Below are 15,816 nucleotides of genomic sequence, written 5' to 3'. Positions count from 1 at the left end.
GCTTACAGCATGCGCCTTCTGCGCACCATACCCAGGCCCGCGATCAGGCCCGTCAGCACCAGATAGGCCCAGGGACTGCCCACCGGCACCGCGCGCAGCTTGCCGTTGTTGCCGCCATCGATGGGGTCAACCACGCTGCCGTCACTGGTCAGCGGATTGCTGACGCTCAGCGCCACATCGCTGCCAGCAGGTATCACCACCGGGTTGGCGCTGTACACCGGCGCCCCCCACTGGTAGCCCGCAGGCGCTGCGGCCTTGCCCGTCTCAGTCACTGTGCAGCTGGCATTCGCAGGCAGATCGGCCAAGTGGACGCTGGCTTCTTGCCCATTGGCTACCGTAACGCTGGCGGTGTGCATGCCGTCCGGGCCGCAATCCAGGCTGAAGTCGAAGCTGCCATTGGCGGCTGCAACGCCTGCTGCCGGGCCGGTGATGCGCTTGGTCAGTTGCACACCGCCCGTCAGCCGCTGCAGGCGGTTGGTCACCGTAAAGCCCTGGGCCTGCTCGGCAATCTCTGGCGCACCGCTCCAGCCATAGCCCGCAGGGGCCGCCGGCGGCGTGTCTTCGGTGGCCGTGCAACTGTCGCCTTCAAACACCGTCAGTGCTGCGCTGGTGCCGCTGGTCGCGCCTGCGGCGACCGTGGCCGTCCAGGTTTGCGCAGGCTGCGTGCCGCAGCGCAGGCTGCCACTGAAGGTCATCGCCTGGGGCAAGCCCGTCGCCAGGCCTGCAATGCTCTTGGTCACCGTCTTGGTGGTCGTCGGTGCAAAGATCTGCAGGTTCACATAGCTCTCGTTGGACGCAAGGATGGGGTCAATCACGCCAGCAGGTACCGCCGCATAGGCGGTATTGGTGTAGGTGCCCGGTTGGCCACCCGCGGTGGTCTGGATGACAAAGCGCACCGCGCCGCCATTGCCCAGCGACGTCACCACACTGCTCACGGTGCGGGTGGCCGGGTCATAGTCGACCGTTGCGCCGCACTGTGCAGGCGCCACCAGCACGCTGCAGCTGGCATCGCTGAACACCACGCCAGCGGGCAGTGGATCGGAGAAGACCACATTGCTGGTGTCGGCCGGGCCGGCGTTGTGCATGTCCACCGCGTAGGTCACCTGCGCGCCGCTGGTGGCCGTGACCGGGTTGACCGATTTGTTGACCGACACGTTCGAGCAGCTAAAGCGCTGCATGGTCGTCGTGGCCACGTTGTCGGAAGGCACCGCCTCTTCGACGCCATCGCCAGGGTTGGCCGAGAACTCGTTGACCAGATAGCCCGATGGCCAGTCACAGCTGCTTTGGGAATAGCTGTAGGTCAGGCTGTAGCCGATGGTCAGACTGCCACCCACCGGCAGCTGTGGCACCTGCGCCTGGAAAGGCCAGGAAAACCCGCTGATGCTGCCCGTATAAGGCGCAGGAAACACTGAAGCGTCCGGGCACACGGCACCACCGGCTGCTGAGCAGCTGATCGCAGACGATTGCACATCCAGGCGGTTGGCCAACTCAAACGTGATCAGACGATCGGCGATGGACGCACCATCGGCAGCTGCAGGGCCCTTGTTGGTCACGGTCATCGTGTAATGGACGGGCACACCCGGCTGGTACAGGTCCGCGCTTTGCGTCTTGGTCACCGCCAGATCCGTTCTGGGGCATGCCGGCGTGGCCGGCACCAGGATACCCACCGACGCCACGTTGTTGCTGGTGTTGGAGTCGGTCATGTTGTCGGGCGGGTTCGCCGAGAACTCATTGTTCAGACCACCCAGGGTGCGCCCGCATGGAATGCTGCCATTGAAGCGGGTTTGCACCTGGTAGATGATGGTCAGCCGCCCGTTGACGGGCAAGACCGGCACCTGGGTATTGAACAAGCTCACATACGAGGCATTGCCGCTCGGCTCCAGGAACTCCGAGGACGGTGGGCAGACTGCGCCCCCTTCGGCGAAGCAGCTTTGAAACTGCGTGTCGACCGCGAAGTAATTGGCCGAGCCGCCATGGGTGCGGATGATGTCCGCGATGCTGGCGCCGTTGGCCGCGTTCGGGCCAGCATTGACCAAGGTCATCGTATAGGTCACCAGATCCCCCATGGCAGGCACCGGCGGGTCCTGGGTCTTGCTCACCTGCAGATCCGTCGTGGGACAGGCGGGCGTGCCGGGCACCTGCAAAATGGCAGTCTGCTGGTTGTCGGCCGGGGTGGTGTCCACCATGCCATCGAGCAGCTGGAGCGAAGCCTGGTTGAACAACTGGCCGGCGGGGCGACCGCAGGCGGCATTGGGCACCAGATAAGGCGTCATCGTATAGGTGACGACCACCGCGCCACCAGGCGGCAACACTGGCACCGTGGCGTTGAACACCGGGCTGTAGTCGTTGGCACCGCTGTGGTTGGGGAAGCTGGCATTGTCCGGGCATTGCGCGCCACCGCTGGCCGTGCACTGGTTGAACACCAGATCTGCCCCAATGTGGCTGATAAAGCTGTTGCTCAGCCGGTCGTACAGCGCCACGCCATCGGCAGCGCCCACGCCGTTGTTGCGCAAGCTGATGGTGTAGGTCAGCGGCACGCCGCTTTGGAAGCTGTCGCTGCTTTGCGTCTTGGTGACGGCCAGGTTCACCTCATAGCGCATGGCCGTGCTGATCGAGCTGCTGTTGGAGCCCGGCACCGGATCGGAGGTCCCTGCCGGGGCACTGATGGTCGCTGTATTGGTCAACGTGCTGGGGCCCGTCACGCCAAAACGGGCCTGGATCTCCAACCGCACCTTGCCCTGGTTGGGAAAGCTGGCCAACGTGCCAGACACCACGCCACCGGCCAAGGCCAGATCGGCCGGGCAGGTCGCACCACCCGTGGCCAGCGTACAGGCCAGCGTGACATTCGCCAGACCGGCGGGCAACACGTCCTCAAAACGCGCGCCATTCGCCGCGTTGGGACCGTTGTTATCCATCTCCAGCACATAGCTCACCGGCGTGCCACCCACGGCCGATGATGGGCCGGATTTGGTGATTTGCACGTCAGCCACCTGGGCCAGCGCGTACAGCGGCGAGGCAGCCAACAGCAGCACCGCAGCCTTGGCCTTAGCGCCGTGCAGCAAAAATGGCCACCATGATTGTTTGAGCATCATTGTTCTTTCCACATAAATAATAAAAAACAATTTGCGATTGAGAAAACGCATTAATTCAGGAAAAAAATTTCCTGGTTTCCGAATTCTTCAAAAAGCAGCAAGTACCCACATAAAAGCACTTCTCTCAGCAAAAAACCAAAGACGCAATTATCTGCAACCTGTTAAAAAATGTACCGACCGCTTGGTTAACAAAACATTAAGAAACATTTGTTGTGAATCTACTAACAGTTCATTGACAATTACCCTTGGGTAAACCCCAGGTGGCACCGGGCGAGGAGCGCAGGCGGTTTGGATCGCCATGGCGTGCAAGAGGTCGTTGGCCATGGGGGCGTTGCTCTGGATAACAGCGACCGTGCAGCCGATGGCGCACCACCGCGCTCCCGCCCGGCAGAGAGGTCTGCCGCGCGGCCCACGCCCCGCATACGCAAAAAGGGCTCCTGTCGGGAGCCCTTGGTGGGATGGGATGGGAGCGGCGCAGCATTCGCCGCTGGCCGATTACAGCCCCAAAATGCGTGCCGCATTGCCATGCAGCAGCCTGGGCAGTACGGCCTCGTCAAAGCCCAGTGCCAGAAAGTCCTCAATGCTCTGGCCGATGGGGCGGAAGGGGTAGGACGAGCCAAACAGCAGCTGGTCGCCCAGGAACTGGTTGGCCGCCTGCACATAGGCCTGGTGGCCGGGCTGGAACACATACATGTCCGGCACCAGGTAGACATTGGCGTAGCGGAAGGCCAGGCCAATGGCCTCCTGCACGCGCGGCCAGTAGCCGTGGTAGACGACCAGCGGCAGATCGGGGAAGGCCTGGGCCACCTTGGCCAGGCGCGCCGGGTCGTTGAAGCTCGGGTCCGGCGTGGTCGGGCCGCTCATCAGGAACACCGGCACACCCAACTCCCGCGCGCGCTCATAAACGGGCCAGTACACGGGGTCGTCGGGATGGCGGGCCGGGTCGCCAAAGCCGGGCTCCAGGTCGATGCCGCGCAGGCCCAGCACCTTGATCGCACGCTCGATCTCGTCGAGCGCCGCCTGCTCGCCCTGCAGCACCGGGTCGACCCCGGCAATGCCCAGCAACTCGCTGTGGCCCTGCACGATCTGGTGGATCGTATCGTTGGGCAGGTGCTGCGAAGGCGTGTGCCGCCCCACGACCACGGCCTGGCTCAGGCCGGCATCGCGCACCGCCTTTAAAAAGCCCTCCTGGGTCAGCGATTCCTCAAAGTGCTTGTCGCTGCCGCGCGTGCCCACGCGCCGGTTCAGCCAGCGGGCGGTGTCATGCTCGGGCGAGCCGGGCGTTGCGCCAAAAAAGTTGTGCAAGAACGCTGGCCGGCAGCGCATATCGATCACGGGCAGGCTCATGAAGCCGACTCCTTCCATTGTTGAACACCACGAACATCAAACGCGCCGCCGGTCTGCGAGCGTGCGGTGGTCACGCTCTTCTTGCCCAGCAGCGGAAACACCAATTCGGCAAAGCGGATCGACTCCTCCAGGTGCGGGTAGCCCGACAGCACAAAGGTATCGGCGCCAATGTCCATGTACTCGCGCAGGCGCTCGGCCACGGTGGCCGCATCGCCCACCAGCGCCGTGCCCGCGCCGCCGCGCACCAGGCCGACACCGGCCCAGAGGTTGGGTGCCACCTCCAGCTTCTGGCGGTTACCGCCATGCAAGGCCGCCATGCGCGCCTGGCCGACCGAGTCCATGCGCGCATAGTTCTGCTGCGCTTTCGCAATGTCCTCGTCGGTCAGCTTGCTGATCAGGCGCTCGGCATCGGCCCAGGCCTCCTCGTTGGTCTCGCGCACGATCACATGCAGGCGCACGCCCAGGCGCAGCTGGCGGCCGGCAGCGGCGGCACGTGCCCGGATATCGGCAAACTTGCGCGCCACGGCCTGGGGCGGCTCGCCCCAGGTCAGGTAGGCATCGACATGCTTGGCCGCCAGGTCATGGGCGGCGTCGGAGGAGCCGCCAAAGTACAAAGGCGGATACGGTTTTTGCACTGGCTCGAAAAAGTTCTTGCCCTGCTTGACCTTGAAGTACTTGCCCTCGTGGTCCACCGTCTCGCCGGACAGCAGGCGCCGCCAGATGCTCAGAAACTCATCGGCATAGGCATAGCGCTCGTCATGGGCCAGAAACACGCCATCGGCCTCCAGCTCGGTGGCATCGCCCCCGGGCACCACATTGAGCAGCAAACGCCCGGCGAGCGCCTGGTCCAAGGTAGCGGCTTGGCGCGCACTGGGCACCGGCATGCCCAGCGAGGTGCGCAGCGCCACCAGCAGCTTGATGCGCTGGGTGACCGCGACCAAGCTGGATGCCACCACCCAGGGGTCGAGGCACGAACTGCCGGTCGGAATCAGCAGCCCGTCATAGCCCAGGTTCTCGCTGGTCGTGGCAATGCTGCGCAGGTACTCGGGCGTGGGTTGGCGGCCAAAGTCCGAGGCGCCCAGGTAGCGGGTATCGCCGGAGGTAGGCAGGAACCAGAACAGCTCCGGTGGGGATGAGGTAGAGGCCATGGCAAAGGGTCAGGGTGGCTGCAAGGCAAGGGGCGTGCAGCAGACGCCGCAGGGCATGCTGCGCCAGCCCGACCGCAGCGTATGCAGGCGGGTGGCGTTTGAAAAGAAGCCTGAACGCGCTTAAGCGGCCTGGCGCTCCAGCGCATGCAAGGCAGGCTGGCTGCTGCGCTGGCTGTGCGCCAGCGCGCTGAGCACCGGCACCGCCAGGCTCACCGCCAGCGCGATATGCTTGTGCAGCGCCTCGCTCACCACCACACCGCCCTGGATGTCTTCGGGCGTTGCATAGACGCCGATCGGCAAGGTCAAGGCCCAGAAAAAGCCGAACAGCGGGCGCAGCTGGTGGTCCAGCACCAGCGAATGGCGTGGGCTGCCGCCGGTGGCAGCCAGCAGCACGGGCGTGCCCTGCAGCGCATGCTGGTCCACCAGGTCAAACAGGTGTTTGAGCAGGCCCGGCAGGCTGCCCCGGAACACGGGCGAGCCGACGATCAGGAAGTCCGCGGTCTCGATCGCTTCCAGCGCATCACGGGCGGCGGCGGACAGCGCATCCTTGTACAGCACCGGGCCGATGTCGGCCACCAGATCGACCAGGTCGATATGGCGCACATCCAGGCGCACCGCCTGGGCCGACTGGCCCAGGGCCTGGCCCAGTTGCAGATGCAAGCTGTCGAGCAGGCTGCGGGTGCGCGAAGGCTTGCCCAGGCTGCCATTGACGATGACGGTTTTCAAGATGCGGCTCATGTTCATTCCAGTCGTTCACACGCAAGGGGCCAGGGCCCGGCCTATCCGGGTCGCTGCCTCCAGCGTCAAGACAACCATTACAACCACTGCGCCGCCGCAGGCCAAGGAATGAAATCTCATGTTCTTATGCGTTTTTTGCTGCGAGCCCCACCTGCCAGAAGTAGACCGGCTCGGCGCCGTTGAGCAGCATGTCGCCCACCGACTTGGCCTTGTAGATGACCGGGTTGTGCGAGGCCAGCGTGCGGGCATTGCGCCAGTGGCGGTCCAGCCGCAGGTCCTCGGCCAGCGCGCTCGACCCGCCCACATCAAACATGCGCGTGGCCGCCTGCAGCACCGCATCGACCACCGCCACCTGGGCCTGAGCGGCACGCAGCTCCAGCGCATCGAGCTGGGCCTTGTCCGCGCGCTCATGGCCAGCCTCGGCGCTGCGCAAGATCGGGCCCAGCGCCTGGGCCACATCGCGCACCACCAGCTCGCTCATATAGGCGGTGCTGGCCAGCTGGCCCACAATCTGCTGCACCAGCGGATCGTCCTTGGGCAGGGCGGCCGCGCCATGGCTGAACACGCGGCGGCGCTGTTGCACATAGGCCAGCGTGTCGCGGCTCAGCGCGCGGGCAATGCCCGCCAGACTCGCCAGGTGGAAGAGCTGCGCAAAGGCCACGATGGGCGAAGGCTCGCCCGCGCGGAACTGCAGCACCGCATGCGCTGGCACCGGCACATCGCGCAGCACCGTGGTGCCCGATCCGGTCAGCCGCTGGCCAAAGCCGCGCCAGTCATCGAGCCGCTCCACGCCCGCCGCACCGCCCGCTACCAGCGCATGCACCGTCTGGTCCGGCTGGCCGGGCACCACCGCGCGCGCCAGCACACTGATCCAGTCGGCATACAAGCTGCCGGTGCTGTAGAACTTCTGGCCATGGAGCCGCCACTGGCCAGGCACCGCTGGGTCGGGCACCAAGGTGGTCTGCAGGCTGCCGACGGCCCCCTCGCCCACCTCGGTCGTCGCATTGCCAAAGGTGGCGCCCTGGGCCACCAGCGGCAGCCAATGGCGCTGTGCCTCGGGCGAGCCCTGGTAGAGCACGCGGTCGACAAACAGAAAATGCGGCCGCAGGATCTGGGTCAGGTTAGGGTCCGCCTCGGCCAGGTCCACCAGCAAGGCCACCAGCTGCTCCAGCGATGCGCCACTGCCGCCCAAAGCCTGGGGCAGGCGCAGGGCAGTAAAGCCGCTCTCGCGCAGCCATTGCAGCGGCGCATGGGCGAGAGTGCGGCTGTGCTCGCGCTCGGCAGCACCTTCGGCAATGCGCGCAAACACCGGCGCAAAGCGCTGCTGCAGATCGGCCAGGCGCGGGGCCTTGGCATCAGCAACCTCGGGCACGGGGCGTGTCAGTGTGGCCTCGGTCATGGCGCGGCCTTCGCGGCGTTCTTCCAGGGCAGCGAATAGAGCTTGGCGTCATCGGCAAACGAGGCGCTGATCTGCTTGGCCACCGCGGGCGACGCCTGGTAGAGCTGCACAAACTGCGCAATGCGCGGGTCCTGCTTGCGGTCGCTGCGGGCCACAAAGCGGATCGCGTAGTACAGGTCATCGACGGTCGAATACAGCAGCGCGCGGCTGGCCAGCTCGCGCTGGCCGGCGTTGACCAGGTGGGCCGGATAGCCCTGGGCGAGGGCCACATCGCCAAGCGCACGCACCAGCTGCGGGCCTTCGACCTCCAGCAGCTTGAGCTTGCGCGGGTTGCCGACGATGTCGTTCACGCTGGCCTTGGCGCCCACGCCGGGGCGCAGGCTGATAAGCCCGGCCGTTTGCAGCAGCAACAGGCCCCGGGCCTGGTTGACCGGGTCATTGGCCACACCGACCGAGGAGCCGGCGGGGATATCGGCCAGCGCCGCATGCTTTTTCGAATACAGACCGATATTGGGCAGCAGGCCCACGCCCACGCTCTCGATCTTGTAATCCCGGTCGCGGATCGCATTGTCCAAAAAGGCCTGGTGCTGGAAGTAGTTGATATCGATATCGCCGGCATCCAGCGCGGTGTTGGGCGTGGTCCAGTCGGTGAACTCGATCACCTGCACATCCAGCCCGGCCTGGCGCGCCTCCTTGGCAGCGACCTGGACCGAATCGGCGAGCGACCCGGGCGTGACACCGATTTTCAGCGGGGCTGCCACGGCGGTGGCCGCCATAGCGGTGGCCATAACGGCGCCGGCGCCCAGCGCCAGCAGGTATTTTTTCAGCGCAAATGTCTTCATCGTCTTTCCTTGGGTAGGTGGCTGGCTCACTTCAGCCAGGGCAGGCTGTAGAAGCGGCTTTCATTGGCGTACGAGGCATGGATCTGCTGGCGCACCGCCTGGGATTGCTGGTAGATATCAATGAACTGGCGCACCCGCGCGTCCTTCACGTTATCGGCCCGGGTGACAAAGTGGATGGCCCAGAAGGCATCCGTGCCGACGCTGTAGTACAGGCCCTGGCGGGCGGTCTCGAGCTGGCCCGCCTGCAGCAGGCCACCCAGGCTCACCACGGTGATGTCGGCATCATCGAGCGCCCGCGCCAGCTGGGGGCCGGCCACTTCGATGAACTTGAGCTTCTTGGGATTGCTGGCGATGTCGTCGATCTGGGCCAGCTGCGGCGCATTGGCGCGCAGGGTCACCAGGCCCGCATCGCGCAAGGTGGCAATGGCACGTGCCTGGTTCGAGGTGTCATTGGCCAGCGCCACGCTGGCGCCCATGGGCAGGCTGTCCAGGCTTTTGTAGCGCTTGGAGAAGATGCCGATATTGCCGCGCGAGCCCACGGCCACCGCGCGCAGGTCCTGGCGGTTTTCGCGGTTGAAGGTGTCGAGAAAGGCCTGGTGCTGGTAGTAGTTCAGGTCCAGATCGCGGTTGACCAGCGCGGTATTGGGCAGGGTCCAGTCGGTGAACTCGACGATCTGAACGTCGAGCCCCTGGGCCTTGGCCTCGCGCGCCGCGATCTGGGCGGAATCGGCGAGCGAGCCGGGCGTGACGCCAACGCGCAGTGGCTGGGCCTGGGCGGCGCCCAAGGTGGCGAGCGACAGCAGCAGGGCTGTCAAAGCGGGGAAAAACTTCATGGCTGCTTTCAAAAAATCTCGGTACTTATCGGCGCTGCTGCGCGCCGGGGTGGTTGGCGGGTAGTCCATCGCCACGGCCAAACAGCTTGTGGCGCAGGCTGCCCTCTTCGTAGCGCGTGCGGTAGCGGCCGCGGTTTTGCAGCTCGGGCACGGCCAGGCTGGCAAAGTCCTCCCAGGTCTCGGGCACGACGATGCGGGAGAGATTGAAGCCATCGATCTCGCCGACATCGATCCAACGCTCCAGCGCATCGGCCACCTGCTGTGGGTCGCCGACGATGGTGTTGTAGCGGCTGCCCAGGCTGAACTGTTCGAGCAGCTTGCGCCGCGTGGTCAGGCCCTGCTGCTGGGCGGCCTGCACGGCCGACTGGATGGCATTGCCCTGGCCGTAGACGATGGGCTCGTCGAGGTCGTACTGCGCAAAGTCCACGCCGGTGCTGGCGGCAAAATGCGCCAGGCCGCCTTCGGCACTGGCATAGGCCAGGTAGTCGGCGTATTTCTCCTCGGCCTCGGCCTGGGTGGGCGCCACCACCACGGCTGCGCCCACATAGATCTTGATGTCATCGGCCCTGCGCCCAGCGGCCACGGCAGCGGCACGCAGCTTGCGCGAGGCACCCCTGACCGCCTCCGGCGTGCGCGCACCGATAAAGATGCCCTCGCCATGCTGGCCGGCAAACTGCAGCCCGCGCTGCGAGGTGCCCGCCTGGAACAGCACCGGCGTGCGCTGGGGCGATGGCGCACTCATGTGGATCGCATTGGCGCGGTAGAACGGGCCGTCATGCACAACGGGGTGCACCTTGCCCGGCAGCGTGTGGATGCGGCGCGCCTTGTCGGCGATCACGGCGCCGTCCTCCCAGCTGCCTTCCCAGAACTTGTAGGCCAGCGCCAGAAAGTCGTCGGCGCGGTCATAGCGGCTGTCATGGTCGGCCAGCCCATCCTGACCCAGGCCGCGCGCGCCGCTGTCCACATAGCCGGTGACGATGTTCCAGCCAATGCGGCCATTGCTCAGCTGGTCCAGGGTGCTGACATCGCGGGCAAAGGTGTAGGGCTGGTGGGCGTTGACGGTAGCGGTCAGGCCAAAGCCCAGGTGCTCGGTCACCGCCGCCATCGCCGACACCAGCAGCCAGGGGTTGTTCACCGGCAGCTGGATCGCCTCGCGCAGGGTCAGGTCCACGCCGCGTTGGTAGACGTCGTAGTAGCCCACCACGTCGGCGATAAAGATGCCGTCGAACAGGCCGCGCTCCAGCAGCTTGGCGATATCGGTCCAGTAATTGAGCGTGTGGTACTGGGTGGACTGGTCGCGCGGATGCGTCCACAGGCCGTGGTGGATATGTCCGACGCAGTTCATGTTGAACGCGTTGACATGCATGATTTTTTTGTCAGTCATAACCAGTGCGGGTGAGCGCAATCAGTGAATGCCAGGTGTAGCGACGCCGATCACCACGAAGGGATGACCACGCCATTGAAGGCCTGCTGGATATAGCTGCGCACCTCGTCGGTGCGGTAGGCGGCCACCAGCTGCGGCACCCAGGGGGCGTTGCGGTTTTTCTCCTGCACTGCTATCAGGCAGACATAGGGGCTGTCCCCGCCCTCGACCAGCAGCGAGTCCTTCGTGGGGTTGAGCCCCGCCTTGTAGGCATAGTCGGCATTGATGGCAGCCAGCTCCACATCGTCCATCGCGCGCACCAGCATGGGCGACTCCAGCTCGACAAAGCGCAGCTTGCGCGGGTTGTCGGTGATGTCCTGGGTCGAGGCAAACACGCCCTTGATCGGGTCGATGCCGGGCTTGAGCTTGATGAGACCGCCCTTCTCCAACAGCAGCAGCACGCGCCCACCATTGGCCGGGTCATTGGGCAGCGCAATCTGCGCGCCCACCGGCACGTCTTCGAGCCGCTTGTAGCGCTTGGAGAAAAGCGCAATCGGGCCCACCCAGGTGCGGCCAAAGCCCACCAGCTTGTGGCCGCGTGCACGGATTGCCGCCTGCAGGAAGGGGCCGTGCTGGAAGCTGTTGGCATCCAGGTCACCCGCATCGAGCGCGGCATTGGGCATCACATAGTCGCTGAAGGACACGATCTCGATCTTGAGACCATAGTCACGCTCGGCGACCTTTTTGACGGCCTCGAACACCTGCTCATGCGGGCCCGAGGTCACCCCCACTTTCAGCACCTTGGTCGTTACCGGCACTGCGGCCTGCGCCGTGCTGCGCCAGGCGCCCGTGGCCAGCGCGGCGCCAGCGGCCAGCGACGAGGACAGAAAACGCCGGCGTTGGCCTGGCAGCGGAGAAGAAGGGTTCTGGGACATGGGGTTTCCTGGATGGCGCTCAGGCCAAGGCCTGGGCGCGGGGTGTGGAGAGGGATGGAGAAGCAGCAACGCTGGCGCCACCGACGGAGGGCTGCTGGCGAAACTGCTGCGCATGGTGGTGGGCCGGCAGGCGGTCGCCCTGGCCAAACAGCTTGTGGCGCATGCTGCCGGGCGCATAGGCGCTCTTGTGCAGGCCCCGCGACTGCAGCTCGGGGACGACCAGGTCGATAAAGTCGCCAAAGCATTCGGGCACCACAGTGCGGGCGAGGTTGAAGCCATCAACACCAGCCTCATCCACCCAGGACTGCATCTCGTCGGCAATCTGCTGGGCATCGCCCACGACGGTGGCGTAACGCCCGCCCAGCGACAGCTCATCGAGCAGGTCGCCCAGGCGGTAGTCCTCACGGCCATTGGCCAGGCGCTTGATCGAGTTCTCGATGCCATTGCTGCGGTGCTGCTGCAGCAGCGGCGTGTCGCGCTGGTAGGTCGAAAAATCAATGCCGGCCGTGGCCGACAGATGCGCCAGCGCGGCCTCGGGGCTGGCATAGCGGCAGTACTCCTGGTACTTTTCCTGGGCCTGGCGCGCGGTGGCGGCCACCACGGGCGTCATGCCCACCAGCACCTTGATGTCGCCGGGCTGGCGGCCGGCACGCACGGCTTCGGCGCGCAGCTGGCGCACCAGCGCGGCGGTGGCGGCCTTGTCCTGGATGGCCATGAACACGCATTCGGCATGGCGCGCGGCAAACTGCAGGCCCCGGCCCGAGCTGCCCGCCTGCAGCAGCACCGGCGTGCGCTGTGGCGAGGGCTCGCTCAGGTGGTAGCCATCGACCTGGAAATGCGGGCCGCTGTGCTGCACGCGGCGCACCTGCTGCGGGTCGGCATAGATGCGGCGCGTGCGGTCGCGCAGCACGGCGCTGTCGCTCCAGCTGCCCTCCCAGAGCTGGTAGAGCACGTCCATAAACTCATCGGCGCGGTCATAGCGCGCATCGTGCGCCAGCTGCTGGCGCTGGCCCATGGCGCGCGCGGCCGAGTCCAGATAACCAGTGACAATGTTCCAGCCAATGCGGCCTTGGGTCAGGTGGTCCAAGGTAGAAAAGCGCCGCGCCAGCAGATAGGGCTGCTCGTAGCTGAGGTTGACCGTTACGCCAAAGCCCAGGTGCTCGGTCACCGCCGCCATCGCGGGCACCACCAGGGTCGGGTCGTTGATTGGCAGCTGCACCGACTCGCGCAGGGTCACATCGACCGACTGCTGGTAGGTGTCATAGACGCCGATGATGTCGGCGATGAAGAGCCCATCGAACAGGCCGCGCTCGAGCTCCTTGGCCAGGCCGGTCCAGTAGTCCAGGCGGCGGTAGTGGCTCGATTGGTCGCGCGGATGCGTCCACAGCCCATGGTTGATATGGCCCACGCTGGCCATGTTGAAGGCATTGAGGATGATGGGCGCACGCCCGCTGGCAGCGGTGCTGGCCATCACAGTGCTCCGTGGCGCGGGGGCAGTACGCCGCTCAGCGCATAGTTGCCGATGGCATGGTATTTCCAGCGCACGGGGTCATGCAGGGTGTGGGTGCGCACATTGCGCCAGTAGCTGTCAAAGCCGTGCTCGGCAAAGGTGGCCGAGGTGCCACCCAGCTCCAGCAGCTTGTTGGCCGCCAGCAGGCCGGCCGTATGCGCCAGCGCACGTGCCTGCGCCACGGCTACCGAGGCGGCAGCCACCGTGTGCGCTGTGGGCTCCTGCTGCGCGGCATCCACCAGGCTGCACGCGCGCCGCAGCAGCGCCCGCGCCGCATGCAGGCGCAGCTCCACATTGCCCAGCGCCTGCAGGGTCAAGGGGTCGTCGCTCGCCTGCGCCACGCCGGCATCCACCCAGGCGCGCGACTGGTTGCGCACAAAGGGCAAGGTGGCACGCAGCGCGCCCTCGCCAATGCCCAGGTCGATGGCGGCATGGATGATCTGCGCAAACGGCCCGATGGTGCTGGGGCTGTCGAAGCTCGATTGGAAAGGCACGATCCAGGCCTCATCGATGGCGACGTTCTCCAGCAGCACCGAGCCGCTGCCGGTGACCCGCTGGCCCATGCCGTCCCAGTCGTCGATCACCGTCACGCCCGGCGCGCTGCGCGGAACAAACACCATCACGCTGACGGGGTCCTGGGCCGCATCGATGACCTGCATGGTCTGTACCGGAATCCAGTGCGCAAAGATGGCGCCGGTGCAGTAGAACTTGCGGCCATTGAGCACCCAGCCGGAGTCACCCCGCTCCAGGCGCGAACGGCGGCGGTAGTCGCGGTGGCCGATCTCGGACAGCGCATTGCCAAAGCGCTCGCCCGCCTGCACCCGTTCGTAGAAAAAGCGCTGCTGCGCCGCGCTGCCGCCCACGCGCAGCACCTCCAGCGCATAGAAATGGTTCTGCGGAATATGGCCCAGCGAGCCATCGGCCGCCGCCACGGTGGCGATCAGCTGCGCCACCGTCCAGGCGCTGGCCTGCAGGCCGCCGTAGGCGCGCGGCACGGTAATGGCCCAGAGGCCGCTGTCGCTGTAGGCCTCGATTTCTGCCCAGGGCAGGCGACGCTCGCGGTCGCGCAGTACCGCATCACCGGCCCAGGCATCGGCCAGCTGCTGGGCCTGTTGCAGTGCGGCCTGCTCGCTGGCAAACACGGGGGGGCGCTGGCGTGGTGCGGGGGCGGGGGCCACCGGGCTGGCAGCGGCGATCACAGGGGGAGAGGTAGTCATGGTGGTGGCTCATGGGCTTGGCAGCAGCATGGCGCTGGCCTGGCCCTTCAAAGTCGTTGTGCGTTGCGGCGGCTCAGTTCCACTGGTGGCGGCGCGGGGCGCGGCCATTGAGCAGGTAGTTGCCCAGCAGGTGGTATTTCCAGCGCACCGGGTCGTGCAAGGTGTGCACGCGGGCATTGCGCCAATAGCGGTCCAGGTTGTAGCCGGCGCGGGCCGATGAGGTACCGCCCAGCTCCAGCAGGCGTTCGCTGGCGTTCAGCGCCGCCTCGGTAGTCAGGATCTTGGCGCGCGCCACGGCCACCGAGGCCTCGGCGCTGCTCTCGTCGGTGACGGGCTGGGCAGCGAAGGCATCCAACTGCTGCGCGGCATCTAGCAGCACCTCGCGCGCGGCATCCAGCTCCACCTGCAGCTGGCCAAACTCCTGGATGATGTAGGGGTCCTGCCAGGCATGCTCGACACCCGAGTGCACCCAGGCACGGGTCTTGTCGCGCACAAACTGGCGCGCCTCGTCAAACGCGCCCTGGGCAATGCCCATGTCGATGGCGGCTTGCAGAATCTGCGACACCGGGCCGGAGAGAGTCGGCCGGTCCTTCAGGTCATGCAGCGCAATCACATCACGCGGCTCAACCTCCACATCGGTCAGCACCACACCACCGCTGGCGGTGGTCTTCTGGCCAAAGGCGTTCCAGTTGTCGATGATCTGCAGGCCCGGCACCGTGCGCCGCACCCAGACCTGCACGGGGCGCTGCGCCTCGTCCTCGGCGCGGAAAGGCACCCAGTGCGCAAACAACGATCCGGTGGAGTAGTAGCGCGTGCCGTTGACCAGCAGCCGGCCATCGGCCGCCCGGCGCAGGCTGGCGGTGGCATCGCTCAGCTGGGCGGCGCGGCCCTTGCGCTCAGGTCCAGTATTGCCCAGCCGGTAGCCGCCCAGCACATCGGCAAACCAGCGGCTTTGCTGCGCGGGGCTCGCGGTATCGCGCAGGTTCTGCACCAGCGCAAAGTGGTTTTGTGGAATTTGCCCTAGCGAGGCATCGGCCGCGCTGATGGTCGCAAACACCTGCACGACGGTGTGCCAGCTGGCCTGCAGGCCGCCATGGCTGCGCGGCACGGTGATGCCGCCCAGGCCGCTGGCGGTATAGCGCTCGATCTCGTCCCAGGGCAACAGGCGTTCGCTGTCGCGCCGGGCCGCGCCGCCGCGAAAGCTCTCGGCCAGCGCAGCGGCCACCTGCAAGGCCTCGGCCTCGCTGCGGATCTGCGCGGGCTGGCTGGGCGGCAAAGGCAGGCGGGGTGGGGAATCGGCGGGCAACGCTGCGCCCTGGGCAACCGCTGAAGTCATTCGGTGCTTTCTGAAAGGGGTTCGGAGAGAGACAGGCCAGAGACACGCCCTGGCCT

The 15,816-nt window shown here is 66.2% G+C and carries 12 protein-coding genes; all 12 read right to left on the bottom strand.

Going from position 1 to position 15,816, the window contains the following annotated elements:
• Positions 1 to 2: 2 nt before the first annotated feature.
• A complete protein-coding gene (locus N4T19_RS18475; protein WP_260718740.1) occupies positions 3 to 3,089 on the bottom strand; it encodes a DUF5979 domain-containing protein in 3,087 nt (1,028 codons plus the stop codon).
• Between the two features lie 498 nt (positions 3,090 to 3,587).
• The gene (locus N4T19_RS18470; RefSeq protein ID WP_260718739.1) at positions 3,588 to 4,439 is read right to left on the bottom strand and encodes an amidohydrolase family protein; all 852 of its coding nucleotides are present in this window, start codon (positions 4,437 to 4,439) and stop codon (positions 3,588 to 3,590) included.
• A complete protein-coding gene (ssuD, locus tag N4T19_RS18465; protein WP_260718738.1) occupies positions 4,436 to 5,587 on the bottom strand; it encodes an FMNH2-dependent alkanesulfonate monooxygenase in 1,152 nt (383 codons plus the stop codon). The genes N4T19_RS18470 and ssuD overlap by 4 nt, the downstream gene beginning before the upstream one ends.
• A gap of 120 nt (positions 5,588 to 5,707) precedes the next feature.
• Positions 5,708 to 6,325 (bottom strand): NAD(P)H-dependent oxidoreductase, encoded by a 618-nt coding sequence (locus N4T19_RS18460; RefSeq protein ID WP_260718737.1) that lies wholly within the window; start codon positions 6,323 to 6,325, stop codon positions 5,708 to 5,710.
• A 124-nt stretch (positions 6,326 to 6,449) separates the two neighbouring features.
• On the bottom strand, positions 6,450 to 7,724 hold the full coding sequence (locus N4T19_RS18455; protein WP_260718736.1) for an acyl-CoA dehydrogenase family protein: 1,275 nt from the start codon (positions 7,722 to 7,724) through the stop codon (positions 6,450 to 6,452).
• Positions 7,721 to 8,512 (bottom strand): MetQ/NlpA family ABC transporter substrate-binding protein, encoded by a 792-nt coding sequence (locus N4T19_RS18450; RefSeq protein WP_260720318.1) that lies wholly within the window; start codon positions 8,510 to 8,512, stop codon positions 7,721 to 7,723. Before N4T19_RS18450 ends, N4T19_RS18455 begins: the two co-directional genes overlap by 4 nt.
• Before the next feature lie 80 nt (positions 8,513 to 8,592).
• Complete coding sequence (locus N4T19_RS18445) at positions 8,593 to 9,399, bottom strand: MetQ/NlpA family ABC transporter substrate-binding protein (RefSeq protein ID WP_260718735.1); 807 nt, start codon at positions 9,397 to 9,399, stop codon at positions 8,593 to 8,595.
• 25 nt (positions 9,400 to 9,424) lie between these two features.
• Positions 9,425 to 10,783 carry an LLM class flavin-dependent oxidoreductase gene (locus tag N4T19_RS18440; RefSeq protein ID WP_260718734.1) on the bottom strand — a complete coding sequence of 453 codons (1,359 nt, stop codon included), beginning with the start codon at positions 10,781 to 10,783 and terminating at the stop codon, positions 9,425 to 9,427.
• A 50-nt stretch (positions 10,784 to 10,833) separates the two neighbouring features.
• The gene (locus N4T19_RS18435) at positions 10,834 to 11,697 is read right to left on the bottom strand and encodes a MetQ/NlpA family ABC transporter substrate-binding protein (RefSeq protein WP_260718733.1); all 864 of its coding nucleotides are present in this window, start codon (positions 11,695 to 11,697) and stop codon (positions 10,834 to 10,836) included.
• 19 nt (positions 11,698 to 11,716) lie between these two features.
• The gene (locus N4T19_RS18430; RefSeq protein WP_260718732.1) at positions 11,717 to 13,168 is read right to left on the bottom strand and encodes an LLM class flavin-dependent oxidoreductase; all 1,452 of its coding nucleotides are present in this window, start codon (positions 13,166 to 13,168) and stop codon (positions 11,717 to 11,719) included.
• Positions 13,168 to 14,424, bottom strand: a complete 1,257-nt coding sequence (locus N4T19_RS18425) for an SfnB family sulfur acquisition oxidoreductase (protein ID WP_260718731.1) — start codon at positions 14,422 to 14,424, stop codon at positions 13,168 to 13,170. The genes N4T19_RS18430 and N4T19_RS18425 overlap by 1 nt, the downstream gene beginning before the upstream one ends.
• Before the next feature lie 73 nt (positions 14,425 to 14,497).
• Complete coding sequence (locus N4T19_RS18420; RefSeq protein ID WP_260718730.1) at positions 14,498 to 15,760, bottom strand: SfnB family sulfur acquisition oxidoreductase; 1,263 nt, start codon at positions 15,758 to 15,760, stop codon at positions 14,498 to 14,500.
• Positions 15,761 to 15,816: the final 56 nt, after the last annotated feature.

It is taken from the genome of Comamonas squillarum (assembly GCF_025309455.1).
Classification (GTDB): domain Bacteria; phylum Pseudomonadota; class Gammaproteobacteria; order Burkholderiales; family Burkholderiaceae_C; genus Comamonas; species Comamonas squillarum.
This window is presented reverse-complemented; position numbering and strand designations above follow the sequence as displayed.

Bases quoted from the DNA above. Each gene is read 5' to 3' on its own strand.
- N4T19_RS18435 (WP_260718733.1), bottom strand. From the start codon at position 11,697: ATGTCCCAGAACCCTTCTTCTCCGCTGCCAGGCCAACGCCGGCGTTTT.
- N4T19_RS18445 (WP_260718735.1), bottom strand. From the start codon at position 9,399: ATGAAGTTTTTCCCCGCTTTGACAGCCCTGCTGCTGTCGCTCGCCACC.
- N4T19_RS18450 (WP_260720318.1), bottom strand. From the start codon at position 8,512: ATGGCCACCGCTATGGCGGCCACCGCCGTGGCAGCCCCGCTGAAAATC.
- N4T19_RS18455 (WP_260718736.1), bottom strand. From the start codon at position 7,724: ATGACCGAGGCCACACTGACACGCCCCGTGCCCGAGGTTGCTGATGCC.
- N4T19_RS18420 (WP_260718730.1), bottom strand. From the start codon at position 15,760: ATGACTTCAGCGGTTGCCCAGGGCGCAGCGTTGCCCGCCGATTCCCCA.
- N4T19_RS18470 (WP_260718739.1), bottom strand. From the start codon at position 4,439: ATGAGCCTGCCCGTGATCGATATGCGCTGCCGGCCAGCGTTCTTGCAC.
- N4T19_RS18475 (WP_260718740.1), bottom strand. From the start codon at position 3,089: ATGCTCAAACAATCATGGTGGCCATTTTTGCTGCACGGCGCTAAGGCC.
- ssuD (WP_260718738.1), bottom strand. From the start codon at position 5,587: ATGGCCTCTACCTCATCCCCACCGGAGCTGTTCTGGTTCCTGCCTACC.
- N4T19_RS18430 (WP_260718732.1), bottom strand. From the start codon at position 13,168: ATGGCCAGCACCGCTGCCAGCGGGCGTGCGCCCATCATCCTCAATGCC.
- N4T19_RS18425 (WP_260718731.1), bottom strand. From the start codon at position 14,424: ATGACTACCTCTCCCCCTGTGATCGCCGCTGCCAGCCCGGTGGCCCCC.
- N4T19_RS18460 (WP_260718737.1), bottom strand. From the start codon at position 6,325: ATGAGCCGCATCTTGAAAACCGTCATCGTCAATGGCAGCCTGGGCAAG.
- N4T19_RS18440 (WP_260718734.1), bottom strand. From the start codon at position 10,783: ATGACTGACAAAAAAATCATGCATGTCAACGCGTTCAACATGAACTGC.